Genomic DNA, 26848 nt, shown 5'->3' with positions numbered 1-26848 from the left:
GCTCTTGTTGAGCAACGCCGTCTGAGCGTCGGCGATCTTTCGACCCAGCGGTTGTGGCTGATGGAACGGCAGAAGCTCACGCCACGTGTCGAATACGGTGCGGACTCGATTGTCGGTCCAGCTGACGTCACCGGCCAGCAGGGTGCGGTGGAAGTCGACTCCGTTGAGGCGCAGGTTCAGATAGTCGAACGTCCCCATCGGCGGCCATCCGTCACGTGCACCGAAGCCGATCGGGGTGACGCCGTCGGCCTGCATCTGCTTGCTCAGGGTGACCCACTGGTCGTAGGTCCTGGGCGGTTCGTACCCGCGCTCGGCCCACAGGCTCGGGCGGTAGAACACGGCCCACGGGTAGTAGAAAAACGGAATCAGATACTGATTGCCGTCGGATCCGGTCGAGTTCTCCTTGAAGGAGTCGCTGTATCCGCCGCCGTTGCTCGCCCACACGCTCGAGACGTCCTCCACCAGACCCTTGTCTGCGAAGTACTTCATTCGATAGCCGCCCATCCAGGTGAACACGTCGTCGGGCGTGCCCTGGAGGTAGTTGTTGACGTTCTCCTGGAACGACGTCGAGTCGACGGTGTTGACGCGGATGTCGCCACCGGTCTGCTGCCGATACATGGCGACGACATCTTCGACGCCGACCTTGGAGTTCTTGTCCGACAGCCGTGAGCCGAGCGTGATCGTGTTGGGATCGAGACTGCTCGAACACGACGACAGCACGCCACCTGCGGTGATCGCACCGGCGGCGACGAGCGCAGACCTGAGGAAGTCGCGCCGGGACGGCTGCCAGGTACGCGGCCACTCGTGTGGGTTCATGAGAGTCCTTCGACGGAAAATATCGATAACGATCAGAAGTGAACATTCCGCTGTGCGTTCCGCGGTACTCGTCTGAACGTTCGGGGTGATGCAGGTTACAGAAACACGACGCCACGGCGTCTGTCAAGCTCTTCGAGGCCTGCTCACCAGCATCAGTAAGAAAATGTTCATTCATGTTGACATCTGAGGACGTCTCGTTCATATTGTGAGCATGGACACAGCGCGACGCAGCACCTGGCCGACCCAGGGAATCTCCTTCGGGGGCGACTACAACCCCGAGCAGTGGCCCGAGGACGTCTGGCGACGTGACGTCGAACTGATGCACGAGGCCGGTGTCGACTTCGTGACCGTCGGTGTGTTCTCCTGGGCTCGTCTGCAGCCGACCGCCACGACGTGGGACTTCGAGTGGCTCGATCGCGTCATGGATCTGATGCACCAGGGCGACATTCGCGTGGACCTGGCCACGGCCACCGCGTCGCCGCCGCCGTGGTTGGCCACTGCGTACCCGCAGATGCGTCCGGTCGACGAGCGCGGCTACCGCTACGCCATCGGCAGCCGTCAGACGTGGAGCCCCAGTTCCGCTGTGTACCGCGAACATTCACTGGTACTGGTCGAGAAGATGGCCCATCGTTACGGCGAGCACCCCGCGCTCGCGATGTGGCACGTCTCCAACGAACTCGGGTGCCACAACGCCCTGTGCTACTCCGACGACAGCGCGCACGCGTTCCGGGAATGGCTCAGCGCCAAGTACATCGACCTCGAAACCCTCAACACCGCGTGGGGCACCGACTTCTGGAGCCAGCGGTACAGCGACTGGGACGAGATCGTTCCCCCATCGGTGAGCACCACGTTCGGTAATCCCACGCACCAACTCGACTGGCGCCGTTTCTGCTCCGACGCGCTCCTCGAGCAGTACCGCGCCGAGAAGGCAGTGCTGAACCGCATCACCCCCGACGTGCCGGTCACCACCAACTTCATGGTGGGTATGGGGCAGGGACCCGCGCTCGCCGGCAACATGGACTACGCGTCCTGGGCCCCCGAGCAGGACATCGTCTCCACCGATCACTACCTCGTCGGTCCCGAGACCGGCGACGCCGCAGCGCATCACAAGCTTTCGTTCTCGGCTGACCTCACCCGCGGCGTCGCGGGGCGTCGACCCTGGTTGTTGATGGAACATTCCACCAGCGCCGTCAACTGGCAGCACATCAACCGCGCCAAGGTGCCCGGTGAGATGATGCGGAACTCGCTGGCGCACATGGCACGTGGAGCAGACGGCATCGCCTACTTCCAGTTCCGCGCCTCCAAGGCCGGAGCGGAGAAATTCCACTCCGCATTGGTGCCGCACGCGGGCGAGGACTCCGCCCGGTGGCGTGAGGTCGTCGAACTCGGTGCGGCACTGCGTCGCATGGCCCCGGTGGCAGGCAGCACCGTCGACGCTCGGGTCGCCGTGCTCTTCGACTGGGCCTCGCAGTGGGCGTGCGAACAAGAGGGCCATCCGTCGATGGCGATGCAGCCCATGGAGATTGCCCGCCGCGCCCATCACGGGTTCACCTCCGCAGGCGTGACCTGCGATGTCGTCCCGTCGTCGACGGACCTGAGCGACTACGACGTGATCGTGGTTCCGGCCCTGTACCTGTGCAGTGACGAGACCGCTGCGCGGATCGCCGACGCGGCCGAGGCGGGTGCGCAGGTGCTCGTCACTGCTTTCTCGGGAATCGCCGACGAGGACGACCACGTGCGACTCGGCGGCTACCCGGGAGCCTTCCGCGAGTTGCTCGGAGTCCGCGTCGAAGAGTTCTTCCCGCTCGCCGAGGGCGAGACCCTGCCCCTCGACGACGAGACCGTCGGTGAGATCTGGAGTGAATATCTCACCGCATCCGAGGATGTCGACGTGCTGGCGCGCCACACCAGGGGCCATCTGCGCGGTGTGCCCGCGCTGACGAAGCGGGCCGTCGGCACCGGCGCTGCCTGGTATGCGGCCACCGTTCCCGACGCAGTCGGCTGGGCTGCACTGACCGACAAGCTCTGCGGTGCAGCCGGTATCGAGACTCGACGAGATCTGGGATCCGATGTGGAGATCGTGCGGCGCTCGGCGGGGGAGCAGTCCTGGCTGTTCGTGCTCAACCACGGAAGCGACAAGGTGAGTGTGCCGGCCACCGGTACCGATCTGGTCAGCGGCGCACACGTCGACGGCGAGCTGATCGTGGCTGCCGGCGGTAGTGCAGTGATTGCCGAGAACAGCTGATGCTCGCCCATCAGCGTCAGCAGAAGATCCTCGACCAGGTGACGGCGCAGGGTGCGGTCAAGGTCGCCGATCTGGGAACTGCACTGTCGGTGTCGGACATGACCATTCGACGCGACATCAACGAACTGGTGGCTCGCGGTCTGGTCGAGCGGGTGCACGGCGGTGTCACGCTGCCACGATCGGCGAGCGTGTTCGAGCCGGGCTTCTCCGCGAAGTCCGAACTGGATCGAGATGCCAAGGCGGACATAGCCAAGGCCGCAGCTCGGTTCGTGCGACCGGGGACCTCCATCGGCATCTCCGGCGGTACCACGACTCACGCGCTCGCTCAGGAACTACTCGACATCCCGGACATCACCGTCGTCACCAATTCGCTTCCCGTCGCCGAGGTCTTCCACACCGGTGGCCGAACGGATCAGACCGTCCTGCTCACCGGCGGACAACGCACGCCCTCCTATGCGCTGGTCGGACCACTCACCGTCAGCGCGTTGCAGAGCATCCACCTGGACATGCTGTTCCTCGGAACGCACGGAGTGGACATCGAATCAGGGCTCACCTGCCCCAATCTGATGGAAGCACAGACCAATCAGGCGCTGGTGGCATCGTCCCGACGCGTCATCGTGCTGGCCGACCACACCAAATGGGGCGTCCGCGCGCTCGCCAACACCATCCCGCTCTCCCGCGTCGACGTGTTCGTCACCGATGCCGGGCTCGACCCCGGCGTGCAGGACGCGTTGTCCGAGGTGGTCGACGACGTGGTGATCGCCGGAGGACCCGTCGACACGAACGAGGAACGAGTACTCGATGACCGCGCATGACGCCACGAAGCACGCACTGCGCAAGACGTCGACCACTCTGGCCGACGGCCGCGAGCTGATCTACTACGACGACACCGAGCCCTACGTCTCCGGCGGAGCCACCCGAGACTTGGTCGATACCCGCGCTCTCTCACCGTCGATGTCGCAGTCGCAGATGCGATTCGACGTCCTCACAGGCGACTGGATCGTCATCGCGGCGCAGCGAATGGACCGCACGTTCCTGCCCCCGGCCGACGCGTCGCCGTTGGCACCGAGCCGCCCCGACAGGCCGGCGACAGAGATTCCAGCTGCGGACTACGACGTGGTGGTGTTCGAGAACCGGTTCCCATCACTGTCCGAAACTGCTGCACAACAGACGCTTCCGAGCGAGGTGGACGGCGAGGCGCTGTGGCCGCTCGCGCCAGGCACCGGACGCTGCGAGGTGATCTGTTTCGCCAGTGATCCCGACGCCTCCTTCGTGTCGTTGGAGCTCTCTCGCGTCCGCACCATCATCGACGTCTGGGCCGACCGTACGGCTGCCCTCTCGGCTGTCCCCGGTGTGCAGCAGGTCTTCTTCTTCGAGAACCGCGGAAAGGAAATCGGCGTCACGCTGACGCACCCGCACGGTCAGATCTACGCCTACCCCTATCTCCCGCCCCGCACCGACGCGATGATGCGACAGTCGCGCACACACTTCGAGCGCACCGGTCGAGTCCTGCTCGCCGATGTACTCGCGGCCGAGCTGCGTTCGGGTCGACGCATCGTCGTCGACGTCGAACACTGGGTCGCGTACGTCCCGGCGGCGTCGCGCTGGCCCGTCGAGGTACATCTCGCTCCTCGTCGTGACGTGGCGGACCTGGCCGAGTTGAACGGTGCCGAGCGAGACGAGCTGGCCGGGGTCTACCGCGAGCTGCTGCGCGGCGTCGATGCATTCTTCGAAGGCGTCGACGAAGTGCCGTACATCTCGGCGTGGCATCAGGCCCCCGTCGGAGCCGATCGCGAACTGGGACGTCTGCATCTGCAACTGTTTTCGATGATGCGCTCACCGGGCAGGATGAAGTTTCTGGCCGGGTCGGAATCGGCGATGGGCGCGTGGGTCAACGACACCACGCCCGAGCGGATCGCCGATCGCCTGCGCGAGGTGCTGGCATGAATTGGCTCGAGGTGGTGCCCGAGGAGGATCTCGCCGACGCAGCAGCGGCGTTGTTCCGCAGTGCATTCGGCGGCGAACCCGATGGCGTCTGGATCGCTCCCGGACGCGTCAATCTCATCGGTGAGCACATCGATTACGCAGGCGGACTCGTGTTGCCGTTCGCGCTGCCGTACGCAACCGCAGTCGCTGTCCGGCGCCGCGAGGACACTGTGATGCGCGCCGTATCGACACATACCGACGAGTCGTGGACGGGTGAGCTCGCGGAGATCGGTCCGGGCACGCCGTCGGGTTGGGCCGCGTACGTGGCAGGTGTGTCCTGGGCACTGCAGGTTCACGGCGTCGGCGGAGTCGATGTGGCCGTGCACTCCTCGGTACCGGTGGGCTCGGGGTTGTCGAGCTCGGCGGCCCTCGAATGCTCGTTCGCGCTGGCGCTCGACGACCTCTTCGATGTGCAGGTCGATCGGAAAGTGTTGATCGACGCCAGTATTCGGGCCGAGAACGAGATCGCCGGTGCGTCGACCGGAGGCATGGATCAGAACATCGCGATGTCGGCCCAGTCGGGACATGCGCTGCTACTCGACTGTCTCGACGGTTCGACGCGTCAGATACCCCTCGATCTCGCCGCGTCGGGAACTCGGTTGCTGGTGATCGACACCAATGCGCCGCATCGGTTGGTCGACGGTCAGTACGGAGAACGCCGGAAGGCGCTGGACACCGCGTACGCCGAATTGGGGGTGACGACGCTGCGCGGTCTCGATCTCGACAAGGCGGTGTCGGGACTCGTCGACGACGCCCTGATCGCGCGAGTTCGCCACGTGATCAGCGAAATTCGCCGAGTGGAGGAGGCCGCCGAACTGCTCGACCGCGGCACCGCAGGAGCCGAACTCGGTGAGTTGATGACGGCCTCGCACGCGTCCTTGCGAGACGACTACGAGGTCAGCTCACCGGAGCTGGACAGTGCGGTCGATGCGGCGCTGCGCGCGGGTGCATACGGGGCCCGGATGACCGGCGGGGGATTCGGCGGCTCTGCCATTGCGCTGGTTCCCTCGGAGTTGGTCCAGGCTGTTGCGGACGAGATCGCTACCAGCGCAGCACGATCCGAACTGCCGGAACCCACTTTTCTGACCGCCGAGCCCTCCGGCTCCGCGCATCGATTCTTCTAACCTCGACAAAGGAGTACTCCCATGGCACAGGTCACGTACGAAGGAGCGACCAAGCTCTATCCGGGATCGGACGTCGCGGCGGTCGAATCGTTGGACCTCGCCATCGAGGACGGCGAGTTTCTGGTTCTCGTCGGTCCGTCCGGCTGCGGAAAGTCCACCTCGTTGCGCATGCTCGCCGGGCTCGAGGACGTCGACTACGGTGCCATCAAGATCGGCGATCGCGACGTCACCTCGCTGGCACCCAAGGAACGCGACATCGCGATGGTGTTCCAGAACTACGCGCTGTACCCGCACATGACCGTCGCCAAGAACATGGGCTTCGCACTGCAGATCGCCGGCATGGACAAGGCCGAAGTGGGCCGACGCGTCGAGGAAGCGGCGAAGATTCTCGACCTCACCGACTACCTCGGCCGTAAACCCAAGGCGCTCTCCGGCGGTCAGCGTCAGCGCGTCGCGATGGGCCGCGCGATCGTGCGGAACCCGCAGGTCTTCCTCATGGACGAGCCGCTGTCCAACCTCGACGCCAAGCTCCGCGTTCAGACTCGCACGCAGATTTCGTTGCTGCAGCGCAGGCTCGGCACCACCACGGTCTACGTCACCCACGATCAGGTCGAGGCCATGACGATGGGTGATCGCGTGGCGATCATGAAAGCCGGTGTGCTACAGCAGTGTGCCAGCCCGAAGGAGCTGTACGAGCGCCCGGTCAACGCATTCGTCGCCGGGTTCATCGGCTCTCCCGCGATGAATCTGTTCGAGGTGGACGTGGTCGCCCGAGCCGCGAAGCTGGGCTCGCTGTCGGTCCCCATCGAGCGCGCCATCGCCGACCGGATCGACGGCAGCCGCGTGACGATGGGCGTGCGACCGGAAGCGTGGACGCTCTCCGAGTCCGGAACGGACATCGTCGTCGATGTCGTCGAGGAACTCGGTGCGGACGCCTACATCTACGGCCGGACCGTCGAGGACGCGTCGAATCTCGGCGACGTCGGGGCACAGATCGTCGCGCGCATCCCCGATATCGCAACCCCGTCGCAGGGCGATGTCCTCCGACTCGCTCCGCGCGCCGAGACCGTGCACTACTTCTCGACGACAACAGGATTGAACCTGCGCCCCTAGGGCCACCTCTCGCTTCTCAACGGCTGTTGCGTTAGTCTCCTCGGCGGGGTGAGTCCGATCTGCACCAATTGCGGATCCACTATTTTTCCGGGGGATACGAAGTGTCGAAGAAGTGGTTGCGCGGCGTCGTGGTGTCTGCAGTGGCGGTCGCGTTGTATCCGATCGCTACGGTCTCGGCCGATCCTGCGCCGAGTCCGGCACCAGCGACCATCATGGGGTCCATCGACAACGGGCCGGGTCACTTCAGCGTTTTCCGTACCGTCGACAGCGGCCAGCGTCCGACCGCGGAGGACAACGCGGCGTGCAACGATTACTTCGGCTCCCCGCATTCGTTGACCGTGGTCGAGCGCCTCGACGCGCGGATGTACACCTTCACCAACGACCCGTCGACGGGCTTCTTGCAGAACCCCACGGCTCAGAACGTCGGACCGATCTACGTGTGCGACGGCCCGACCGTCGACGGCCAGGCCTTCCTCGACCAGTGGGGCGCACTGACAGCCCCCGGACTGGGCGAGTTGTCGATGTACGGGCCGTGCGGGATCGAGTTCATGATCGGGTTGCCCGGTCGCGCGGCCGTCGATTGTGTTCTGCGAGTGAACCCCAACGATTCCGGGGTCATCGGCGGTGTCGCGACCAGCAACTCGATCGCCAACCCGCTTCGCCTGCCGGACGGACGCACCGGCTCGCTGTGGACGCTCTACACACTCGGTGAAGGGACTGCTCCCGTTCCGGAACCCGTTGCGGGAACACCGCAACCGACGGGTTCGGTGAAGTACAGCGTCGGGCGCGAGGTGAACTCGGTCTCGACCGGAAGCACTCCCGCATGCCCGGGTGGAGTGCGCACGACGGAGATTCACGCGGTGTCGGTGGACGCCGCCACCGGCGCGGCATCGACCGAGCCCTCCGCGGACGTCGCAGCCACAGCATCGATCTGCTACCAGAATCCGTCGTCTCCGGATTTCGGCGCGTCGTTGAGCATCACGAGCTACGGTGTCACGCCTGCGCTCACGGCCACGTCCACCGGACAGTGCCGTCGTATCGATCTGCCGATCGAGCCGGGCACCGTGCAGCAGTCCTGCGGCTTCACCTTGCCGCCGCAGCCTGCTCTCGGCCTGACCGGCGGCCAGGTGACACTCAACGGTCTGGTTCCGACGAACGATGCTGCAGGATCGGCAAACTCGGCCATCTGGACCACCTCGTTCCTCGGTTCCATCACCCCTCGATGAACAGACGTCGGATCGGGGTGCGCCTCGATCCGGTGCTACCGTCTGCCGGTGCATCTCGTCGTTCCCTCCGATGACTTCGCCGCCGCCTGGCGGGAGGCTCACGCCGAGTGTGGGCGAGCGGGTCGCCTGTCCGGGGTCGGCGGTTCGCTTCTCGATTTCCGTGCCCTGAAGAATCGGGTGCAGCTGACCGCGCTCACCGCGGTCCAGTGCACCCGATTTTGCGCTCTTGACCCTCACACTGTGTGAGACGAGAACCTCGGAGGGTCATGTTCAGCATTGGAGAGTTCGCATCGATCGGCCGGGTGTCGGTTCGCATGCTTCGGCATTACGACGAGATCGGGCTGTTGACGCCGGCACGGGTGGATCCGTTCACGGGCTATCGCTCGTACGACGGTTCACAGTTCGAGGTTCTGGGACGCATTCTCATGTTCAAGGACCTCGGATTCAGGCTCGACGAGGTGACGCAGATCGTGCACGGCCAGGTCGATGATGATCGGCTACGCGAGATGCTCGCCGCGAAGCGTGACGATGTCGCGCGTCGACTCGATCTCGATGCCGCCCGTCTGCGTCGCATCGATGCGCGTCTCTCCCACACCGAAGGGATTTCGATGATCACCGTGGACACCAAGTCGTTGCCACCCACCCGTGTTGCTCTCGTCACCGAGACCGCCGCCGGGTTCGGGCCCGAGAACATCGGCCCGGTCATCGGCCCGATGTACGCCCGACTCGCCCAGACGCTCGCTGGGTACGGCGTGACGTTCGGGCCGTCGTCGATCGCCATGTACGAGGCCGTCGACGACGGGGACGGCAGCGGCATCACCGTGCATGCCGCATTCGAGGTGACACCTGAGGTCGTTTCGGGTGAGGGCTTCGAGGTTCGTGAACTTCCGCCCGTCGAACTCGCGGTGACCACCGTTCACCACGGTTCGATGGCCACGATCGCTGAGACGTGGGAACAGTTCATGGCGTGGATCGAGGCCAACGGCTACGAACTCTCCGGCATCTGCCGCGAGTACTACCTGGTATCGGAGCCACAGCCGCAGGAGAACTGGGTCACCGAGCTGCAGCAGCCGGTGGTTCGACGTCAGGACGCCTGAGCGAACTCCACGAGGGCGGTGCACTGGCAGCCGCCGGTGACCTCCTCGCACTCGAGCACCAGGAAGTGGCGGACGTACTCGAGGTCCACGCAGTCCGGCTCCGTGCACTCCGCACCGCCGACCGCGTGGATCACGAGTGTGCCGTGGCAGGTATCGAAGCGTGCGGACATGCGAATCCCTTTCTGTCGTCTCTCTCTACATCCTTGATATCACCGGGCTCCGACAAATTCGGGAGAAGACGAGCGTGTTCGACGCCTGAGCTGGGTCGCGATCATGATCGTCAGGGCCGGAATCCAGGCGTATCCCAGGGCGGTCCTGATGATGGTCCGGTCGCCCAGCCATGCTCCGGCCGACACCAGCACACCTGCCCACACGACAGCGGCCAGCAGGGTGAGCACCATGTATTCGCGATGCCGCAGTGAGGAGGTCGCGACGAGTCGGGGCGTGATGGTGCGGACACCCCCGATGAGGTGACCGGCAGTGGCGACGGCGCGTGGTCGTGAACGTGCGTGTGTGGCCAGCCCGTGGACAACCCTGGTCACCGCAGCGGGCAGTGCCGACTCCGCGCGCCCGAGACCCAACACCGTGCCGGTGCGGCGACCGTGCCAGAACGCCCACTGCGCCCCCAGGCTCGACGCGACCGCGGCGGTGACGACGGCAGGGAGCCACGGTACGACGCCGATCGACGTCAGCACCCCGAGCGTGATCGGGACGCTGTTTCCTGGTGTGAAGAGACCGAGCAACGACGCGGACTCGAACGCCAGCAGCACGAATACGACGGCGAAGACGACCCATACGGGCACGGACGACAACCGGTCCACATCGAGGATGTTCAGGTTCATACCTGTCGAATCTGGTCGACCGTGGCACGGAAAACACCACGATCGACCCACGGATCGACGGTAGGGCCAGCCCTACCTCGGGCCGTGGGTTCACACTGCGGACAAGCCGACGACACCCGACTTAGGCTGATCCGCATGAACGAGGCTCTACCGATTCCCGTGAATCCACTCAGGGCGTGGATATCGCCGCACTGGTGGCTTGCGGTGGCGTCGTTGCTGGCATCGACGGTTGCCGGACTGGGCGGTTGGATGATCCTGGGCCTGCTGATACTGGCGGTGTGCGCACTGCCGTTTGCGCTCAGCGGGGTGCTCGTCTTCGCGCTGACGATAGTGGCGCTCAAGTGGATGGACCGTGCAGCGCGCGCCGGGATCGGTTTCACCGGTGGAATTGCCATCGAGGGCCCCGAAGTGACCGTGTACCCGACCAGTTGGCGCAAGTTCGTCTGGTGCCTTCGCGACATCGGATTGTGGAAGTCGTTGTGCTACTGGCTCATCCGTATTCCGGTCTCGGCTGTTCTGCTGTTCTTGCTGCCGGCGCTCTTCGTGGCCCTGCCGGTTCTCGCGCTGGCCCCGGTCGCCTGGATCGTGTCGAATCCGGTCGCCGATCAGCTCGAAATCGGCGAGCGGGTGGGCTATCCGTTCGTCGCGTTGGTCGGTTTCGCGTCTTTGGTGACCTTCGTTGCGGGAGTTCCGCTGCTGCTCACCGCCCTGGCGCGACTCGACTGGTGGAGTGCCGCAGCCCTTCTCGGCCGATCGGAGTCCAGTAGGAGAGTGGACGAATTGACGGTGAGTCGAGCTCGTGTCGTCGACGCTGCGGATGCCGAACGCCGTCGCATCGAACGCGATCTGCACGATGGGGCCCAGCAGCGGCTCGTTTCGGTGGCGATGTCACTGGGGCAGGCGAAGTCGCGTGTCTCTGCGAGCGAGGACGCGGTGTTGAAAGAACTGCTGGACGACGCACACCGAGAAGCAAAGAACGCGATCGGCGAGATCCGCACCCTCACCCGCGGTCTGCATCCGCCGATCCTGACCGACCGTGGACTCGACGCCGCACTGTCGTCCGTCGCGGCGTTGTGCACGGTACCGGTGACGTTCCGGATAGACCCGGCCCTTTCCGGTGATCGACGCCCGGACGCCACCGTCGAGTCGACGGTCTACTTCGTCGTCTCGGAGGCCCTGACCAACGTGAGCAAGCACGCGAAGGCCGACCACGTCCGAGTGGACGTCTCGAGAGTCGAGTCCGCAGTGCGGGTAACGGTGGTCGACGACGGTTGTGGCGGAGCGCATCCGGCACCAGGAGGCGGCCTGGCCGGGCTCGAGGACAGGCTCAGCGGAATCGACGGAACCCTGTCCATCACGTCGCCGTCCGGTGGCCCGACGCGGCTCGAGGTGAGCATCCCGTGCGAGTGATCATCGCCGACGATTCGGTTCTGTTGCGAGAGGGCGTCGCTCGCCTGCTGACCGATACCGGAGCCGACGTGATCGGCAAGGTGGCCGACGCGTCGGAACTGCTCGCGGCCATGTCCGCTGCCGATCCGCTTCCCGATGTCTGTGTGGTAGATGTACGCATGCCGCCCACCTTCCTGGACGAAGGTCTGCGTGCAGCGCTGGTCATTCGCCAACGGTGGCCCGCTGTAGGGGTTCTCGTGCTCTCGCAGTACGTGGAGGAACGGTACGCGGCCGAGCTCATTCGGCAGAGCACGGACGGCGTCGGCTACCTGTTGAAGGACCGGGTAGCCGACGTGGACGAATTCGCCGATGCCGTCCGGACCGTTGCCACCGGTGGCACGGTCATCGATCCAGAAGTGGTGCAGCAGATTCTGGCTCGGGCCCCACGATCGGATCCACTCGATTCGCTGACCCCACGCGAGCGGGAAGTGTTGACCGCCATGGCCGAAGGCAAGTCGAACGCCGGAATTGCCGCTGCTCTGGTGGTCGGTCAAGCAGCCGTGGAGAAGCACATCGGAAACATCTTCGCCAAGCTCGGGCTGCTCGGAGACAGCGCCGATCACCGCCGTGTCATGGCCGTCCTGCGATATCTGGGAGCGATTCAGTGAGAAAAGTTCTGTGGCGCACTGCTGTCGCCGTGTCGGTTGCCGTCGTAGTGGTGGGTACCGCAGGAGCGGCCACGACGGCCACCCTCGCTGTCGGCTTCACCACGCCGAAGATGCAGTCTTTCGATTACTCCGCCTATACGGCGATCGTCGGGAACAATCTCTCCGTCACAACCAGATTCGCCAAGGTGTCGGTGTCCATGAGCCCCGACTCGGACCTGCACGTACGGGCCGACGGGTCCTACCGAGGGGATACCCCGACGGTCGACATCAGTGACGACGGCTCGACGATCGCTGTGGAGTGTTCCTACCGCAAGCGAGGCAGCTGCGACATCGGCCTCGAACTACGGGTACCCGCCGGCTCGATTCTCGACATCGACGCAGCAGCAGGCGACGTGGAGCTCTCCGACGTGGACGTGCAGGCATCGGTGTCCACGTCCGCGGGATCCGTGACAGCTCGGGGATCTGCCGGAACCCTGGACATCACCACCGGATTCGGTGACGTCGACATCACCGACGCAGCTGTGTCGGCAGTCGAGGTGGACACGACGTTCGGTCGGGTCGCCCTGGATTCGAGGGTGCCACCGGACTCGGTCCGTGTACAGAACATGCAGGGCGACAGCACGATCGAACTGCCGGCAGCCGATTTCTACGACGTCGAGGCGACGTCGGAGAAAGGAGATGTCGACATCGACGTCGTCGACGATCCGAATTCCCCGAGGTCGGTGTCGATCACCAGTGAAGACGGCCGGATTTCGTTGCAGCGGAGATAGTTTCGGTCAGTGACTGCTGTTCAATGACTCCGACGCCACGCGCTGAACGATCTGACCGAGGACGTGGTGGGACGCACCAGCCACGGCCACGGATGCAACTCGACCGGGGCCACGGCGTCGGCGATGCGGGAGAAGCCGGGAACGGGCGCCCAGGTGGTGGCCACGGCGCGCTCGGAGAGTTCGTCGGCCACTCGACCGCGGCGCACCTCCAACGGGCGGGTCGACGCGATCTCACCGAGCGTCTCGGCAAGAAAGACCAGCCTTTTGCCGGAGAGCCGCAGTTTCCGCAGCAGTGGTTCGTCGAACACGAACACGGCAGCTCGATCGGGCTGCGCTGCCAGGGCCGGGTCTGCGGTGCCGAGCGACTCTGCTGTGATCCACACTTGTTCTGCGCCTTGTCCTTCCACGTGAGCAGGACCGGCGGGAATCGGAGCCTTGTTCAGATCCGGGCCGTCGACCGCGGGGCCGAGATCGTCGTCGGGCCAATTCTCGATGGGGCACGCATCGTTCAGTGCGCAGTTGCGGCACAGGGACGGTGCTCGCTTGTTCACCTGCCATCGACTGAAGCCGTACACTTTGCCGCTTCCGGTGCCGACGGTCCACTGCCAGCCGAGGCGATTGGCGGCGCGAGAGCCGTCGAGTAGGTGAGCGAACATCTCGTCCTCGCCATCGCGCCACGTTGCACCGGCGCGGACTGCCCACTGGGACGCCAGCCACATGCGAGTTTGATTGACGAGCCAGCCGTCGTCGTGCAATTCACCGACCACCTAAGACATGCAGTTCATCTCCTCGGGCCACGGCTGCGCGGTCCAGCCCTGCGGTCGTGGCTGTTCGCGGCGCAGGGACTGCCCCAGTTCTGTTCCGACCCGTGCATAGAGGTGGCGAGCATATTCCTGCCACATCAATTCGTCGCGGTAGCGGGAGCGGTCGCGGGAGGGAGCGTCGGCGACCGCGTCCCACACTTCGCGCAGAGTCAGCAGCCCGTGACGGATGTACGGCGACATGCGGCTCGCACCTCGGCGATTCACCGGCAGGACCGTGCTTCGATCACGGGCATAGCCGGTGATGTCGAGTCCGGCCAACGCGGTATCGGCAGCGGACTGTCCACCTCGAATGGCACCGGCAGTGACCCCGTCCGCCCCCTCGCGAGCCAGATCGCCCAGGTGCTCGGCAACCCAGGCGACGACGTCATCGGTGGCGGCACCGTCGGCGATGGATGGGGGAGGAGGTAGCTCGGACATGCCGTCGGACTTCCCCGTCGGGAGGAAAGGGAAACGCGGGGGTCAGGGTCGCGGCAGGCGTCGATGAAGCGGGTTCGATGTCGTTCTTGTCGCCGCCCTCCCCTGGTGAGGTACGGACGAGACGACGGCGGGCGTGTCCGCAGTGGCGCGGGCGGCATCGTGCGCTTGCATCGCAGCGCTGTTTCCTCTACCGAGAACGGGTGAGGAGATCTTTCGGGCTGCCGCCTGCCCGCATGCCGGACACGGCACCTCCGAGGGCACGTCGGCCATGGAGAATCGCTGCTCGACGGGGGCGCAACGCTGTGCGCAGCGGAAGCTGTAGGTGGGCACGTATCCGAGGGTAGCGTTAGATGTCGCATCAGCGACGTTCCGGCACAACGTCATACAAGATTTACATGCCATATGCGGCCGGATGCGCCACGACGGTGCAATGATCGAGGCAGGGGAATCCGCGCAACCGGAGGTGTTCAGTGCCCGAACTGCTGTTTCCGCTCGACTCGACGAAGAGCTTCACCGAACAGGAGATCGTCGGCCACAACCGATGGCATCCCGACATTCCGGCGGCGGTCACGGTCAAACCCGGCACATCTTTTCGAGCCCACTGCCGCGAATGGTTCGACGGGGCCATCCACAACGACGATTCCGCCGAGGACATTCTGAATGCGCCGCTCGACAACGTGCACACACTGTCCGGGCCGTTCCACATCGAGGGAGCCGAGCCCGGCGACCTGTTGATCGTCGATATCCTCGACGTAGGGCCGATCCCGCAGGAGGATTCGGGTCCGCTGGCCGGTCAGGGCTGGGGTTACACGGGAATCTTCGCCAAGGAGAACGGCGGCGGGTTCCTCACCGATCGATTCCCGGACGCGTACAAGGCAATCTGGGATTTCTCGGGGCAGACCACCACATCTCGTCACGTTCCGCACGTGAAGTACACCGGCATCACCCATCCCGGCCTCATGGGGACTGCGCCATCGGCTCAGTTGTTGGCGAAGTGGAACGCCCGTGAAGGTGCCTTGATCGCTACCGACCCCAATCGTGTTCCGCCACTGGCACTTGCCCCAGAACTCGACGGGGCGATTCTCGGATCACTGAGCGGCGACGAATTCTCCCGTGTCGCAGGTGAAGCCGCGCGCACGGCACCGCCCCGCGAGAACGGCGGAAATCAGGACATCAAGAACCTCACCAAGGGCACTCGCGTCTTCTATCCGGTGTTCGTGCCCGGGGCGAAGCTGTCCTTCGGCGACCTGCACTTCTCGCAGGGAGACGGAGAGATCACGTTCTGTGGAGCCATCGAGATGGGCGGCTTCATGGACCTGCACGTCGACCTCATCAAGGGTGGCATGGAGACCTACGGGGTGAGCGAGAACGCGATCTTCATGCCCGGCAACACGGCACCGCAGTACTCGGAATGGATTGCGTTCTCGGGCATTTCGGTGACCGTCGACGGTGAGCAGAAGTATCTGGACTCCGACCTGTCGTACCAGAACGCATGCATGCACGCGATCGACTACCTCACCAAGTTCGGCTACAGCCCCGAGCAGGCATACCTGCTGCTGGGATCGGCCCCGATCGAAGGACGCCTGTCCGGCGTGGTGGACATCCCCAATTCCTGTGCCACCGTATACATCCCCACCGCGATCTTCGACTTCCCGATAGCACCTTCTGCCAGCGGACCATTCCAAATCGACCCGGGAATGGGAGCGCCGAGGGCTCAGTTCTGACACAGCGCGGTGGTCGAGATTTGTCGCCGAATGGCTAGTGGCTCTCGTCGTATCCCGCAGTGATGTTCTGATTGACGCGGACCGTTCGCGATTCGGGCTCGGTTAGCGCGAGAATGTCGGCGACGGTTTCTGCGCTGCCTCCGAGGTACGCGCAGGGGAAGTCGAAGTGCTGAGCCACGCACCATGTGTGATCGGTGGGCCACCACAGATTCGGTGACAATCCCTCGAGTGTGTCCGCTGCGCGTGAGACCGGTCCCTTCAACAGGAAATAGCCGTAACCGGCGATGGTTGCGGTCGGTGCCGTCGCGCGAATGTCGTCGAGTGCTGTGTTGCCTTCCCAGACGGCGAACCAGCACTCATCCGGCGTTGTCGTGCTTCGAGCGAGTACTTCGATGATGGATTCCAGCTGATCACGCCAGGGCGCAATGGTTTTCGACGACGCATGCTGGGTCGTTTTGGCACGTAGGGGATACAGGACACGGGCATAGGCGTCGAACACAGTGGGGACCAGCGAGCCCACTGTGGTTGTGGCGAGGCCGTCGAGGTTGTAGTCAACCGACTGCGCTTCCGAGACATTCTGTTGGAGATCGTCGTTCGACCATTCCTTGTGGCAGGTGCTCAATAGCTGTAGCCGGGTTGCGGACGGTCAGGATCGTCGGCAACCGTATCGACACGACGGTCGGCGAGAACATCCTTGATCGCCGACGAACTGGCACCGATGGTGGCGAAGTGAGGATCGACGTCGTTGGCAATGCACCACGAGCGGTCGGCGGGCCAGACGAACGAGGGAATCGGCAAACCCTCGGGACCCGTGGGATCGAGCGCCTGCTCCCACTGCAGCAGATCCAGCGCAGGTCCCCTGAACAGAAAGGCTTCTCGTTCCGGGAGTGCAATTCGAGCAGCACCATGAACCTCGAGACCGCCCCATCCCTCCCAGACGCAGAAATAGCAGTCCTCCGGCGTCGTAGTGTGCTTCGTCAGCGTAGCGACGACAGCCGCCAATTGTTCGGTCTCCGAACGGTCGTCGTACGGAACGTCTGCTTCGCCCTCGCGCTGGCCGGGGTGCGTCGGATCGGGAATGAATCGTAGCCGCGCATAGCTCGCGTAACCCAGCGGACCTCGGACGGCGAGGTCCCACCAATCACGCTTTGCATGGACGAGCCAATCGGCGGCCGAAGGGTCGCTGGACGCCCTCACGGTCAATGTGTGTCCTTCTCGTTTCGGTCTTTATCGGCCATGAGCACCGTGAACTTCTCCAGTGCACACGGCACCACGCTACGGATCTACGGATCGACCGCAACGGGAACGCATGTTCGAAACTTGTCGGTGGGTCGCGGTAGATTCTGTTCATGCTTTCGGGGGACGGCGGATCAGGGGTGGACGGCATCGAGACGGTGCCGCCTGCCCCTGAGGTGTCCGATCCCGAACTGTCGGCGCTGGTGGACCGGGTGGAGTCCGCGGTTGCCGAGTTGGCGGGGCGGGCGTCGGTGTCGTGGACGAACGCCGATCGGCGTGCGGTGATCCAACGCATGGAGACGGTGAACCGATCCTTGTCGGCGTACTCGTACACCTGGCTGAACGAGCTGATCTCTCAGCACGGCCTCGACGTGTATCCGGGCTCGGTCCCGTCCTCGGTGGCGTGGATGCTGCGGATCACCCCACGAGCAGCGGGTGCTCGGGTACGACTGGCTGCGGAGTTGGGGGATCGCACCTCGTTCGCCGGTGAAGTTCTGCCGCCGTTGCTGCCGCACACCGCCGAAGCATTACGGGCCGGGTTGCTCGATGCCAAGCACGTGCAGATGATCCGCGAGTTCTTCAAACACCTACCCAAGGACGTCGATCCTCAGACCCGCGATCTCGCCGAAGAGCAGTTGGTGGGCTACGCCTCGACCAGACGCCCCGACAACTTCGCGCCGTTGGTGGCGCACCTGGACTCGATCCTCAACCCGGACGGCGATCACGACGACGATGAAGACGAAGACGAAGACGGAAAACCGAAGCCGCGCAAACGCAGGGATGCGTTCTTCTACCTCGGCGAGCAAGGCGCGGACGGTATGTCGGAAGGAAAATTCTGCGTCGACCCCGAACTACGCGCCTACCTCGAGGCTCTGTTCTCCAAAGCCGCGAAACCGGGCGTGAACAATCCTGCCGATCCCACATCAGTCGTTCACGAGAGCGAAAAGGGTGAGGAATCTGCTGCGTCGAAGCCCGACCCGACATCCAGCGATGCAGGGGCAAGTGATGCCGGGTTGTGGGACGACACCGGCTGCGATGGTGACGGCGGTTGCGGTGGCGAGGGTATCGATTGTGGCTGCGGCACAGAGCCAGAGGACACCGATGACACCGCTGAGTCGGACGACTCCTCTCCAACCGATACCGAGACCGACGGACCGGATACAGCAGCACGGGACGCTGCCGCGGCTCGGGATTTCCGCAGTCAACGCGAACGCCATCACGACGCCGTGAAACTGGCGCTGCGGCAGGTCTTGGCGTCCGGGACCCTCGGCACCCACCGCGGGCTGCCCGTCACCGCCATCGTCACCATGACCCTGAAGGATCTCGAAGCCGGCTGCGGCTACGCCATGACCGGTACCGGATCCCGCGTCTCGATCCGCGACGCCATCCGCATGGCTTCCCATGCACACCACTACCTGACGATCTTCGACGACGACGGCAGAGCCCTCTATCTGGGTCGATCGAAACGCATCGCCTCCGCAGACCAACGCATCGTGCTCATCGCCCGAGACCGTGGCTGCAGCTTCCCCTCCTGCACCCGGCCGGCAACGTGGTGCCAGGCCCATCATGTCGACGACTGGATCGACGGCGGCAACACCGATATCGACGGGTTGACCTTCGGCTGCGACATGCACCACGCACTCGTCGGCACCGGACCAGGAAAGTGGTCGACCACCAAAACCGGAGCAGCACATCGCTATCCGGGTCGCACCCTGTGGCACCCACCGGCGGGGATGGACCCACGCAGGCGTGGGCTGATCAATCACGCGCACCACCCCGAGGAAGTGCTGTATCCACCCGACCAGCACGGCGACCCCGGGGACGAGGAACCACGACAACCCGCCTGACGACCCACACCAGTGTCAGGGCACAGCCCTGCCTGTAGTCAGCACAACCCGCCGGAAGTGCTGGTGCAGTTCGATTTACGACCGAATACCCAGCTCCGATGGACGCTGCTGGCTCACGCACCTACGCCGAGTCTGCAGACGATCGAATGGTTGCGCGCTCAGGCAAGCCATCTGGTGAATGTCGATCTCAGGAGCGCACTCGGTCACTAGCGGCGGCTAGCCGTTGCCGCCGCTCGGCCCGTAGGAATACCGCTTACCGATTGTGAACCACAGGATCGGCCCGATGATGGGCAGAACGAACGCAACGAGAATCCATGCCAACTTGGCAAAGAACCCCATGTAGCGGTCACGGACGATCGAGAAAACAGCCATGGTGAACAGGGCAAGCGCGATAGCGATACCGGTAGAGGTCATCTGTCGAGACGGAACTCAGTCGGTTCCGCGCAGATAATCGCGACGTACCGCGACTCGCCGACCACGGTCCACCGGATCCCCTGGGTGCAACGATTGCTGCAATTCGAGGATTGCAGCATCATCCAACTCCGTGTCGAACGCTCCGGCCGCCCAGTCCCAGTCCTGCGTGGACCACACATAGTGCGTCACCCTCCACACTGGTGCCCATCCCTCGTCGCTGCGGGGACGGCGACCCAGGAACGTTCTGCGAGAACTGGTGTCGAAGCCCCCGTTATCGGCGATGCGAACGTCCTCGGGAGTGAAATCCAAAGGCGCGCGGACGGTCAGTGGCGTCGATGCCACCTGGTCGGTGAACCACTGGACGTGCTCGTGACGCAATGCCCTCGACTCGTCCTCGAGCAGTTTCTGGTACTCCTCGGTGGTGTATGCGGGCCCGTCCCAGGCGAACAACGCCTCGTCGATCGGTTCGCCCACTGCGAGTTCGACGAACTGCGAACCGATTCCGACTTCGTCGATGCGGTCACCCAGGATGAAGCCGGACTCGACGTCGACCCAGATTCGGAGCGGATACGGCTTGTCCTCCGGCGGAGCCAACCGAACCGTCCAACACTTGCGCCCGGCGAACTCGACCGTCTCCACCGGCCCGGTGGGTTGGGCGAACTCGTTGCCGGCCCATTCGGCGGTACTGCGTTGTTGCAACAAGAATTGGCTGGGCCCGAGGTAGATCACTCTGCCGAGTGGGCCGACGCGAGGCCGGTCGGCCGGGCCCGTGAAGTCCCAGGCGCGCGTGCCGTCGCTGATGAAGATGGGACTGCCGTCGATGCGTTCCACGCGGGTTCTTCGCCCGGATCGCCACACCCGACAGCTGTCTTCGGGCCGGATCAGAACGGGTGGCGTTCCGCTGTAGGCGAATCCGTGACGAAAGGACTCGGGGCTGCCCGCTTCGTAGACTTCCTCGATAGTGCCGCGCAACGGTATGTTCGATTCACTTGTCATAGCCGTGAGCACTTCGATCCACGCGGTCATGGCCGCAGCCTAATGCGATCGAACTCGACAAGGTGGAGTTCGGAGTCGAAGGGAGTCGGGTGAGAATCAGCGCCGAGGTCAATCCCACACTTCCGCTGGCGTTCGACCTTGCCTGGATGTCCATGGTCGTGTTGTGGCTGGTGCTCGTCGTTGTTGCGTGTATGTCGATACTTCGCAGCACTCAGTCGCGTAGGGGCGCGAAATTCTGGTGGGGCGTATTTGTATTGCTGATGCCGATAACCGGTGCACTGATCTGGTTCGTCGCTCGCCCGCGCAACTCCGACAACGATCAGCGAACGAGTTCGTAGCGAGCCAGCCACAGTCCCGGCAGTACTTCTTGATCTTCGGTGTGTACGAAGCCGAGTGATTCGTACAATCTGCGGGCCGGCGCATTGTCCCGTCCGGTAGCCACTTGCACACGTTGTCCCACAATCGAATCCAGCATCACGTCCACCAAACCGCGTCCGATGCCCCGGCGATGTGCATGTGGAGCCACCACCAGGCGATCGATCTCCGCCTCGGACCATGCAGCGGCACCGAGGATTTCGTGACCTTCTCGCGCGACGAGCCAATAAACGTGTGCGGCGCACAGATCGTCCACCGACTCGTGCAGCAGCGGAATCCTGCTGTCGCCGATCAGTTTTGCTTCGACCGCATACGAACTCTTCTGCACTGCGAGAATCTGCTCAGCGAGGCCGAAGTCGGCGGCAGGGTCGACACCGACGATCTCAATAGCGACCACCAGCGGGAGCCGGCAAAGCGTCGAGTGCAGCGAGGTGATCGGCGCTCAAGGTCAACTCGGCCGCTCCTGCATTCTCGTCCAGACGCGACGTGCGCCGGGTGCCGGGAATCGGGACCACATGTTCACCCTGCGCCAGAACCCACGCCAGGGCCACCTGCGCAGGCGTCGCACCGAGCTCGTCGGCGACCGCCGCGATGGCGTCGACGATCACGAGATTGGCATCGAGGTTGTCGTGGCTGAAGCGAGGCAATCGTGAACGGAAATCGTCTGCGGCAGGTGTGGTTCCGCGAAAGTTGCCGGTCAGGAAGCCGCGGCCCAACGGTGAGAAAGGCACGAATGCCGCACCGTTGTCTTGCGTCCACTTCAGGGAGGTCTCGAGGTGGTCGCGCGTCCACAGTGACAGTTCGGACTGCACGGCGGAGATCGGATGCACCTGCTGGGCCCGATCGAGCTGCTCGACGGTGAACTCCGAGACCCCCAGTGCGCGAACCTTTCCGGCCTGCACGGCCTCGGCCATCGCGCCGATGCTGTCTTCGACGTCCACCTCGGGATCCGGGCGATGCAGGTAGTACAGATCGATGTGATCGACGCCCAGGCGGCGGAGCGAATCGTCGATCGCCGAACGCAGGTGCTCGGGCTTGCCGTTGGGGCCCGAAATGACGGGTTCTCCGGCGTCGCCGATATGAGATTCGAGACCGCCCTTGGTCGCGAGGATCACCTCGTCACGTCGGCTACCGATGGCTGTGCCGACGACCTCCTCGTTGGTGAACGGTCCGTACACATCGGCCGTGTCGATGAAATTCACACCCAGGTCCAGGGCGTGCCCGATGACGTGATCGGGGCTTTCCGTCCGGTCGTCGGCCTTGTATGCCCAGGTCATTCCCATGCACCCCAGGCCGATGGCACCCACCTCGGGGCCGTCGTTCCACAGGGTCCGGGTCTGTACTGTTCGTGCGCTCATGAACTCGACCATACGACGAGAAATGTGTTGTCGCTCGGACTTGCCGGGCGACTAGCATCGCCGCATGGCTCTTCCACACTCGAAGGTGTATTTCGGCGACCGTTTGGTCGAGGCGCAGGATGCGACGCTCGGAGTAGCGACCTCGGCCGTTCTGTACGGGCTCAGTGTCTACACCGTCTTTCCCGTGCAGGTGGACGGTGACCGGCGTACTGCGTTCCGGTTGCTCGATCACTACCAGCGACTGGTCGAGTCCTGCAAGATCATCGGCATCGACACGTTCGCGTCGCAGTGGACGTTCGAGCGGTTCCTACAGGCAACGCGCGACGTGGTCGACGCCAACGCCCCGACGACCGAGGTCTACGTCCGAGCCACCGTTCACGTGGACGAATCGATCCCCGGAACACGGGTGCGCGGGCTGCACACCACGGTGTCGATCTTTCTGTACGACGCCAATCCAATTGTCCCGCAGGACGGCATGCGGTTGAAGACGAGTGTGTGGCGTCGAATCCCCGACAACGCCATTCCATCGCGCGCCAAAGTCAACGGTGCATACGTCAATTCTGTTCTCGCCAAACAGGATGCGATCGACAGTGGCTTCGACGACTGCATCTTCCTCGACATCAACGGCCATGTGTGCGAACTCAGTGCCGCGAACATATTTCTCGTCCGGAACGGCGTACTCGTGACCCCGGACGTCACCAGCGACATTCTCGACGGCATCAACCGTCGGACCATTCTGACTTTGGCGCGCGAGGAAGGGCTGACGGTTCAGGAGCGGACGGTCGATCTCACCGAGCTGTACATCGCCGACGAGGTGTTCGTCTGCGGCACCTCGGCCGGAGTTGCTCCGGTGTACGAAATCGACGGTCGCGCACTAGGAACCAAGGAAACCGGCCCGGTGACGCTGACTCTGCGTAAGCGACACCAGGCCGCGCTCACCGGCGACGAGGTGCACGGCTGGGTGAGCGTGCTGTGAGTTCTACGCCGGGCAGGTCGAGGTGAGTCCGGCGATCAACGCTTCGGCGGCCGGCTGCTCGAGTGGATCGGCGGCCGGGTTCGGCCCCGCCGTGGTCCAGGCCAGCGATACCTGACGCTGACCGTCCGGGCTCGAGAACGCGTAGGTGCGGTAACCGAAGCCGTTGCCGCGGTTGCCGAACACGAGCTCGCCCGAGCCCGGGTTGCACGCGTCTCCGCCGAGCAGCAGGCCGAGTCCGTACGTGGACGGCGTCACGACCTGCATTTCGTCGATCAGGTTCTGCGGGATGAGCGTGCCGTCGAACAGCCCTCTGAAGAAGGTGTTCATGTCGGCCACGGTGGAGACCACTGCCGCCCCCGCCGACCAGATGCTGGCGTCGTACTCGGTGACGTCGGTGTAGGTTCCGTTCTCCAGCACGTAGCCGTGCAACGCGTCGGGGTCGAGCGTGGAATCGGTGGGGTACGCCGTGTCGGTCATTTCCAGGTGATCGAAGATCCTGTCCTGCAACGACTGTCCGATGGACTTGCCGTCCAAGTCGGCGATGATCTTCCCGAGCAGGACGTAGTTGGTGTTGGCGTAGCTGAACTCCTGACCGGGCTCGCTCGCCCAGGGCATGGCCACAGCCTGGGCGATCAGCTCGTCGTCGGTGACGGCATCATTCGCCCGCGCGGCGATCTGGTCCGCCGAGTCGAATCCGGTGAAGTAGTCGGGAACGCCGCTGGTGTGGTCGAGTAGCTGGCGAACGGTCACCGCCCTCGGGAGCAGGCCGGGAAGCAACTCGTCGACCTGCTGATCGAGCTCGAGCTTCCCCTCGTCCACGAGCTGAAGCACGACGGCAGCAACCATCGCCTTGGTGACGCTGGCAATGCGGACCGGGTCGTCGGCGGACGCGGCCTCGGTGCCGTCGCGTTCGACCAGGCCTGCGGCTCCCGACCATGAATCCTCGCCGTCACGTACCTGCGCCACAGCGGCGACGGACCCGGCGTCGACCATGGCGTCCAAGGCCGCTTGGACGTCGTCGGTTCTGATGCTTCCGATCGAGGGCGTGGTGGTGCTCGACTCGACGGCTGACGGCTCGTCGGATGTGGAGCACCCACTGACCAGCAGGGACGTCGACACTGTGAGGGCGGCGAGGATTCGTAGCTTGCTCATGTCTTCGACGCTAACGCCGCCCCGCGAAGAATTTCAGTGTCAAATGTCAGTGATTGGCTCGGCCCGCGCTCGAATCCAGCAGAACCTCGGCCGCAGTCTTTGCCGCAGCGGCAGATTCGGCCAGTTCGGTGATGGCCGCCGTGGTTTGAGCGCCCTCGGCGAGCAACGCGATCTGCAGTCCGACGGTCGGTGCGCAGCCGGCTTCGACGGCCAATCGGGTGACGTACTCGATGAAGTTCTTCTTGTGCTGATGCGCGGCGTCGGCGACCTCGGGCATGGTTGCGCCCAATTCGCCGAAGGAGTTGATGAACGCACAACCGCGAAAGTCGTCCTCGCGAAACCAGTGGTCCAGGAAGTCGAAGATCGACAGCAGCTTCTCTCTCGGAGACTCGTGAACGGCGGCTTCGGCATGGATGCCGTCGTTCCACTGGCGGGTGCGCCCGCGAAGAACCTCGGCCACGATGGCGGTCTTCGACGGGAACAGGGAGTACATGCGTTTGAGAGAGATGCCCGCCGCAGTGCGCAGTTCGTCCATGCCGACGGCCTGAATTCCGCGGGCGTAGAACAGCGCGTCCGCTGCTCGGACCACGTCGTCCCGCCCGAGTTCCGTATTCGTCATCGTCTACCCCTTGCCGAGAGAACCAACGTTCTCTACAGTAGTCCACAGCGGAGAGAACGACCGTTCTCCTGCTCGGCTCAGGACCACAGGAAGGCAGGATCATGGCGCACATCAACGTCGGAACCGAGAACTCCACCCCCGTCGAGGTCTACTACGAGGATCACGGCACCGGGCAGCCCGTCGTGCTCATCCACGGCTACCCGCTCGACGGCAACTCCTGGGAACGTCAGTCGCGGGCGTTGCTCGACGCCGGCTACCGCGTGATCACCTACGACCGCCGCGGATTCGGTCAGTCGAGCAAGCCGACCGTCGGATACGACTACGACACCTTCGCCTCCGACCTGGACAAGGTGCTGACCGAGCTCGATCTGAACGATGTCATCCTGGTCGGATTCTCGATGGGCACAGGTGAACTCGCGCGATACGCCGCGAAGTACGGCACCGATCGCGTCGCGAAGTTCGCGTTCCTGGCATCCCTCGAGCCGTTCCTGCTGCAGACCGACGACAACCCCACCGGCGTTCCTCAGTCGGTGTTCGACGGCATCGACAGTGCCGCTCGCGAGGATCGCTTCGCCTGGTTCGACAGTTTCTACAAGGACTTCTACAACCTCGACGAGAACCTCGGGACCCGAATCAGTGAGGCCGCGGTCCGTGCGAGCTGGAACACCGCGACCGGCAGCGCGCCCGTGGCTGCCTACGCCGTCGTGCCCACCTGGCTCGAGGATTTCCGCGGCGACGTGGAGAAGGTGCGCGAATCGGGCAAGCCGACGCTGATCCTGCACGGCACGGCCGACAACATCCTGCCGATCGATTCGACGGGCCGGCAGTTCCACAAGGTGTTCCCGGAGGCGACGTACGTCGAGGTCGAGGGCGCGCCGCACGGGCTGCTGTGGACGCACTTCCAGGAAGTGAACGACGCGCTGCTCGCGTTCGTGAAGTAGGAGCATCACGGCGGCAGGCATCGACGCCTGCCGCCGTTCGTGGGCTATACCGCGACGACGCCGTCGTGGTCGCTGTAGACGATCTCGCCCGGGTTGAAGGTCACTCCGCCGAACCTCACCGGGACGTTCTTCTCGCCCGAGCCGGTCTGAGTGCTCTTGCGGGGGTTGGTGCCCAGTGCCTTGACGCCGATCTCGAGCGTGCGCAGAATCGCGGAGTCGCGCACTGCACCGTTGACGATGACACCCGCCCAACCGTTGGTGACGCCGCGTCCGGCGATGATGTCTCCGACCAACGCGGTATGCACGCTGGCATCGCCGTCGACCACCAGTACGCCACCGTTGCCGGGCTCGCTCAGGGTCTGCTTGACCAGCAGATTGTCCTGGAAGCAGCGAATGGTGGTGATGGGGCCCGCGAACTCCGTGTGCTTGCCGAACTGGATGAACTGGGTGTCGCAACTGCGGATATCGGGACCGATCTCGTCGGCCAGATCAGCTGTTGCCTTGAATTCCACAGGTGACGTCATGCGGCACAGACTATCGCTCGCACATCAACCGCGGCCGTGACGCCGTTCGTAGTCGTCACGAGTGCGGTCGACCCGGCTCTGGGCCTTGGCGTTGATCATCTGCGGGTCGAGGCCGTGGATCAGCAAACGATGCCGCCGATAGACGTTCATCAGCGCGATCGAGAAGTAG

At 64.3% G+C, this 26848-nt stretch carries 30 protein-coding genes and 1 pseudogene; 15 read left to right on the top strand and 16 right to left on the bottom strand.

The genetic code is table 11. From position 1 onward, the window contains the following. Positions 1–816: ABC transporter substrate-binding protein (locus tag A2J02_RS00355; RefSeq protein WP_156516020.1), on the bottom strand; the 816-nt coding region annotated here is incomplete at its 3' end. A 211-nt stretch (positions 817–1027) separates the two neighbouring features. Here A2J02_RS00355 and A2J02_RS00350 point away from each other — a divergent pair. From A2J02_RS00350 to A2J02_RS00315, 7 genes are all read left to right on the top strand, one after another. Further along, positions 1028–3061 carry a beta-galactosidase gene (locus tag A2J02_RS00350; protein WP_068045267.1) on the top strand — a complete coding sequence of 678 codons (2034 nt, stop codon included), beginning with the start codon at positions 1028–1030 and terminating at the stop codon, positions 3059–3061. Beyond that, complete coding sequence (locus A2J02_RS00345) at positions 3061–3876, top strand: DeoR/GlpR family DNA-binding transcription regulator (RefSeq protein ID WP_068045263.1); 816 nt, start codon at positions 3061–3063, stop codon at positions 3874–3876. Before A2J02_RS00350 ends, A2J02_RS00345 begins: the two co-directional genes overlap by 1 nt. Further along, positions 3863–5008, top strand: coding sequence for a galactose-1-phosphate uridylyltransferase (gene galT / locus A2J02_RS00340; RefSeq protein WP_082899453.1), 1146 nt, complete (start codon positions 3863–3865; stop codon positions 5006–5008). Before A2J02_RS00345 ends, galT begins: the two co-directional genes overlap by 14 nt. After that, a complete protein-coding gene (galK, locus tag A2J02_RS00335) occupies positions 5005–6171 on the top strand; it encodes a galactokinase (protein WP_068045260.1) in 1167 nt (388 codons plus the stop codon). The genes galT and galK overlap by 4 nt, the downstream gene beginning before the upstream one ends. A 21-nt stretch (positions 6172–6192) precedes the next feature. Next, on the top strand, positions 6193–7284 hold the full coding sequence (locus tag A2J02_RS00330) for an ABC transporter ATP-binding protein (protein WP_068045257.1): 1092 nt from the start codon (positions 6193–6195) through the stop codon (positions 7282–7284). Between the two features lie 101 nt (positions 7285–7385). Continuing rightward, positions 7386–8510: a hypothetical protein gene (locus tag A2J02_RS00325; protein ID WP_068282101.1), complete on the top strand. Its 1125-nt coding sequence runs from the start codon at positions 7386–7388 to the stop codon at positions 8508–8510. A 266-nt stretch (positions 8511–8776) separates the two neighbouring features. After that, positions 8777–9607 (top strand): MerR family transcriptional regulator, encoded by an 831-nt coding sequence (locus A2J02_RS00315; protein WP_068045246.1) that lies wholly within the window; start codon positions 8777–8779, stop codon positions 9605–9607. On the opposite strand, the gene A2J02_RS00310 is transcribed toward A2J02_RS00315, so the two are convergent. Next, the gene (locus A2J02_RS00310) at positions 9595–9777 is read right to left on the bottom strand and encodes a hypothetical protein (protein ID WP_068045244.1); all 183 of its coding nucleotides are present in this window, start codon (positions 9775–9777) and stop codon (positions 9595–9597) included. The two genes, A2J02_RS00315 and A2J02_RS00310, sit on opposite strands and share 13 nt — an antisense overlap. Positions 9778–9816: 39 nt before the next feature. Further along, entirely contained in the window at positions 9817–10449 is a 633-nt protein-coding gene (locus A2J02_RS00305) for a DedA family protein (protein ID WP_068045239.1), read from the bottom strand. A gap of 135 nt (positions 10450–10584) precedes the next feature. On the opposite strand from A2J02_RS00305, the gene A2J02_RS00300 reads away from it, so the two are divergent. From A2J02_RS00300 to A2J02_RS00290, 3 genes are read left to right on the top strand one after another with little or no spacing between them, the layout of a single operon-like run. Further along, positions 10585–11859: a sensor histidine kinase gene (locus A2J02_RS00300; RefSeq protein ID WP_082898539.1), complete on the top strand. Its 1275-nt coding sequence runs from the start codon at positions 10585–10587 to the stop codon at positions 11857–11859. Further along, the gene (locus A2J02_RS00295) at positions 11850–12506 is read left to right on the top strand and encodes a response regulator transcription factor (RefSeq protein ID WP_068045236.1); all 657 of its coding nucleotides are present in this window, start codon (positions 11850–11852) and stop codon (positions 12504–12506) included. The genes A2J02_RS00300 and A2J02_RS00295 overlap by 10 nt, the downstream gene beginning before the upstream one ends. Beyond that, complete coding sequence (locus A2J02_RS00290; protein WP_068045231.1) at positions 12503–13276, top strand: DUF4097 family beta strand repeat-containing protein; 774 nt, start codon at positions 12503–12505, stop codon at positions 13274–13276. Before A2J02_RS00295 ends, A2J02_RS00290 begins: the two co-directional genes overlap by 4 nt. 20 nt (positions 13277–13296) lie before the next feature. Here A2J02_RS00290 and A2J02_RS27995 read toward each other — a convergent pair whose 3' ends face one another. Genes A2J02_RS27995 through A2J02_RS26995 form a run of 3 tightly spaced genes read right to left on the bottom strand, consistent with a single transcriptional unit; the run spans position 13297 to position 14901 of the window. Continuing rightward, on the bottom strand, positions 13297–14043 hold the full coding sequence (locus tag A2J02_RS27995; protein WP_197477881.1) for an FAD-binding domain-containing protein: 747 nt from the start codon (positions 14041–14043) through the stop codon (positions 13297–13299). Next, positions 14044–14517, bottom strand: coding sequence for a hypothetical protein (locus A2J02_RS27990; RefSeq protein WP_197477880.1), 474 nt, complete (start codon positions 14515–14517; stop codon positions 14044–14046). Between the two features lie 42 nt (positions 14518–14559). Continuing rightward, positions 14560–14901: an FmdB family zinc ribbon protein gene (locus tag A2J02_RS26995; RefSeq protein ID WP_441344162.1), complete on the bottom strand. Its 342-nt coding sequence runs from the start codon at positions 14899–14901 to the stop codon at positions 14560–14562. Between the two features lie 86 nt (positions 14902–14987). Between A2J02_RS26995 and fmdA the strand changes: the two genes are divergently transcribed. Continuing rightward, entirely contained in the window at positions 14988–16241 is a 1254-nt protein-coding gene (fmdA, locus tag A2J02_RS00280) for a formamidase (RefSeq protein ID WP_068045226.1), read from the top strand. A gap of 34 nt (positions 16242–16275) precedes the next feature. On the opposite strand, the gene A2J02_RS00275 is transcribed toward fmdA, so the two are convergent. Both A2J02_RS00275 and A2J02_RS00270 read right to left on the bottom strand, forming a co-directional pair. Further along, entirely contained in the window at positions 16276–16863 is a 588-nt protein-coding gene (locus A2J02_RS00275; protein ID WP_068045222.1) for a hypothetical protein, read from the bottom strand. After that, positions 16860–17438, bottom strand: a complete 579-nt coding sequence (locus A2J02_RS00270) for a hypothetical protein (RefSeq protein WP_231893648.1) — start codon at positions 17436–17438, stop codon at positions 16860–16862. Before A2J02_RS00270 ends, A2J02_RS00275 begins: the two co-directional genes overlap by 4 nt. Positions 17439–17590: 152 nt before the next feature. Here A2J02_RS00270 and A2J02_RS00265 point away from each other — a divergent pair, with 152 nt between their 5' ends. Beyond that, positions 17591–19324 (top strand): HNH endonuclease signature motif containing protein, encoded by a 1734-nt coding sequence (locus A2J02_RS00265; protein ID WP_068045218.1) that lies wholly within the window; start codon positions 17591–17593, stop codon positions 19322–19324. 216 nt (positions 19325–19540) lie between these two features. On the opposite strand, the gene A2J02_RS00260 is transcribed toward A2J02_RS00265, so the two are convergent. Together A2J02_RS00260 and A2J02_RS00255 are read right to left on the bottom strand one after the other, a co-directional pair. Continuing rightward, positions 19541–19696 (bottom strand): PLD nuclease N-terminal domain-containing protein, encoded by a 156-nt coding sequence (locus tag A2J02_RS00260; protein ID WP_231911388.1) that lies wholly within the window; start codon positions 19694–19696, stop codon positions 19541–19543. A 57-nt stretch (positions 19697–19753) separates the two neighbouring features. Then, positions 19754–20569, bottom strand: coding sequence for a hypothetical protein (locus tag A2J02_RS00255; RefSeq protein ID WP_156516019.1), 816 nt, complete (start codon positions 20567–20569; stop codon positions 19754–19756). 254 nt (positions 20570–20823) lie between these two features. Between A2J02_RS00255 and A2J02_RS00250 the strand changes: the two genes are divergently transcribed. Then, positions 20824–21072 carry a PLDc N-terminal domain-containing protein gene (locus tag A2J02_RS00250; RefSeq protein WP_197477879.1) on the top strand — a complete coding sequence of 83 codons (249 nt, stop codon included), beginning with the start codon at positions 20824–20826 and terminating at the stop codon, positions 21070–21072. Here A2J02_RS00250 and A2J02_RS00245 read toward each other — a convergent pair. Then, entirely contained in the window at positions 21054–21506 is a 453-nt protein-coding gene (locus A2J02_RS00245; RefSeq protein WP_176460230.1) for a GNAT family N-acetyltransferase, read from the bottom strand. The two genes, A2J02_RS00250 and A2J02_RS00245, sit on opposite strands and share 19 nt — an antisense overlap. Next, positions 21493–22467, bottom strand: coding sequence for an aldo/keto reductase (locus A2J02_RS00240; RefSeq protein ID WP_156516018.1), 975 nt, complete (start codon positions 22465–22467; stop codon positions 21493–21495). Before A2J02_RS00240 ends, A2J02_RS00245 begins: the two co-directional genes overlap by 14 nt. A 64-nt stretch (positions 22468–22531) precedes the next feature. On the opposite strand from A2J02_RS00240, the gene A2J02_RS00235 reads away from it, so the two are divergent. Continuing rightward, the gene (locus A2J02_RS00235; protein WP_068045205.1) at positions 22532–23443 is read left to right on the top strand and encodes an aminotransferase class IV; all 912 of its coding nucleotides are present in this window, start codon (positions 22532–22534) and stop codon (positions 23441–23443) included. Between the two features lie 3 nt (positions 23444–23446). On the opposite strand, the gene A2J02_RS00230 is transcribed toward A2J02_RS00235, so the two are convergent. Together A2J02_RS00230 and A2J02_RS00225 are read right to left on the bottom strand one after the other, a co-directional pair. Continuing rightward, entirely contained in the window at positions 23447–24595 is a 1149-nt protein-coding gene (locus tag A2J02_RS00230; protein ID WP_068045202.1) for a serine hydrolase domain-containing protein, read from the bottom strand. A gap of 46 nt (positions 24596–24641) precedes the next feature. Then, the gene (locus A2J02_RS00225) at positions 24642–25214 is read right to left on the bottom strand and encodes a TetR/AcrR family transcriptional regulator (RefSeq protein WP_068045200.1); all 573 of its coding nucleotides are present in this window, start codon (positions 25212–25214) and stop codon (positions 24642–24644) included. A 101-nt stretch (positions 25215–25315) separates the two neighbouring features. Between A2J02_RS00225 and A2J02_RS00220 the strand changes: the two genes are divergently transcribed. Beyond that, a complete protein-coding gene (locus tag A2J02_RS00220; protein ID WP_068045197.1) occupies positions 25316–26155 on the top strand; it encodes an alpha/beta fold hydrolase in 840 nt (279 codons plus the stop codon). 44 nt (positions 26156–26199) lie between these two features. On the opposite strand, the gene rraA is transcribed toward A2J02_RS00220, so the two are convergent. After that, positions 26200–26679, bottom strand: coding sequence for a ribonuclease E activity regulator RraA (rraA, locus tag A2J02_RS00215; protein WP_068045194.1), 480 nt, complete (start codon positions 26677–26679; stop codon positions 26200–26202). Between the two features lie 24 nt (positions 26680–26703). After that, positions 26704–26848, bottom strand: a pseudogene (locus A2J02_RS27985) (DUF5313 family protein); the annotation flags it as partial.

This window comes from Rhodococcus sp. EPR-147 (assembly GCF_001647185.1).
Taxonomy (GTDB): domain Bacteria; phylum Actinomycetota; class Actinomycetes; order Mycobacteriales; family Mycobacteriaceae; genus Rhodococcoides.
Note: the sequence above shows the minus strand (reverse complement) of the source record. Positions and strands in the feature narration are given on the sequence as shown.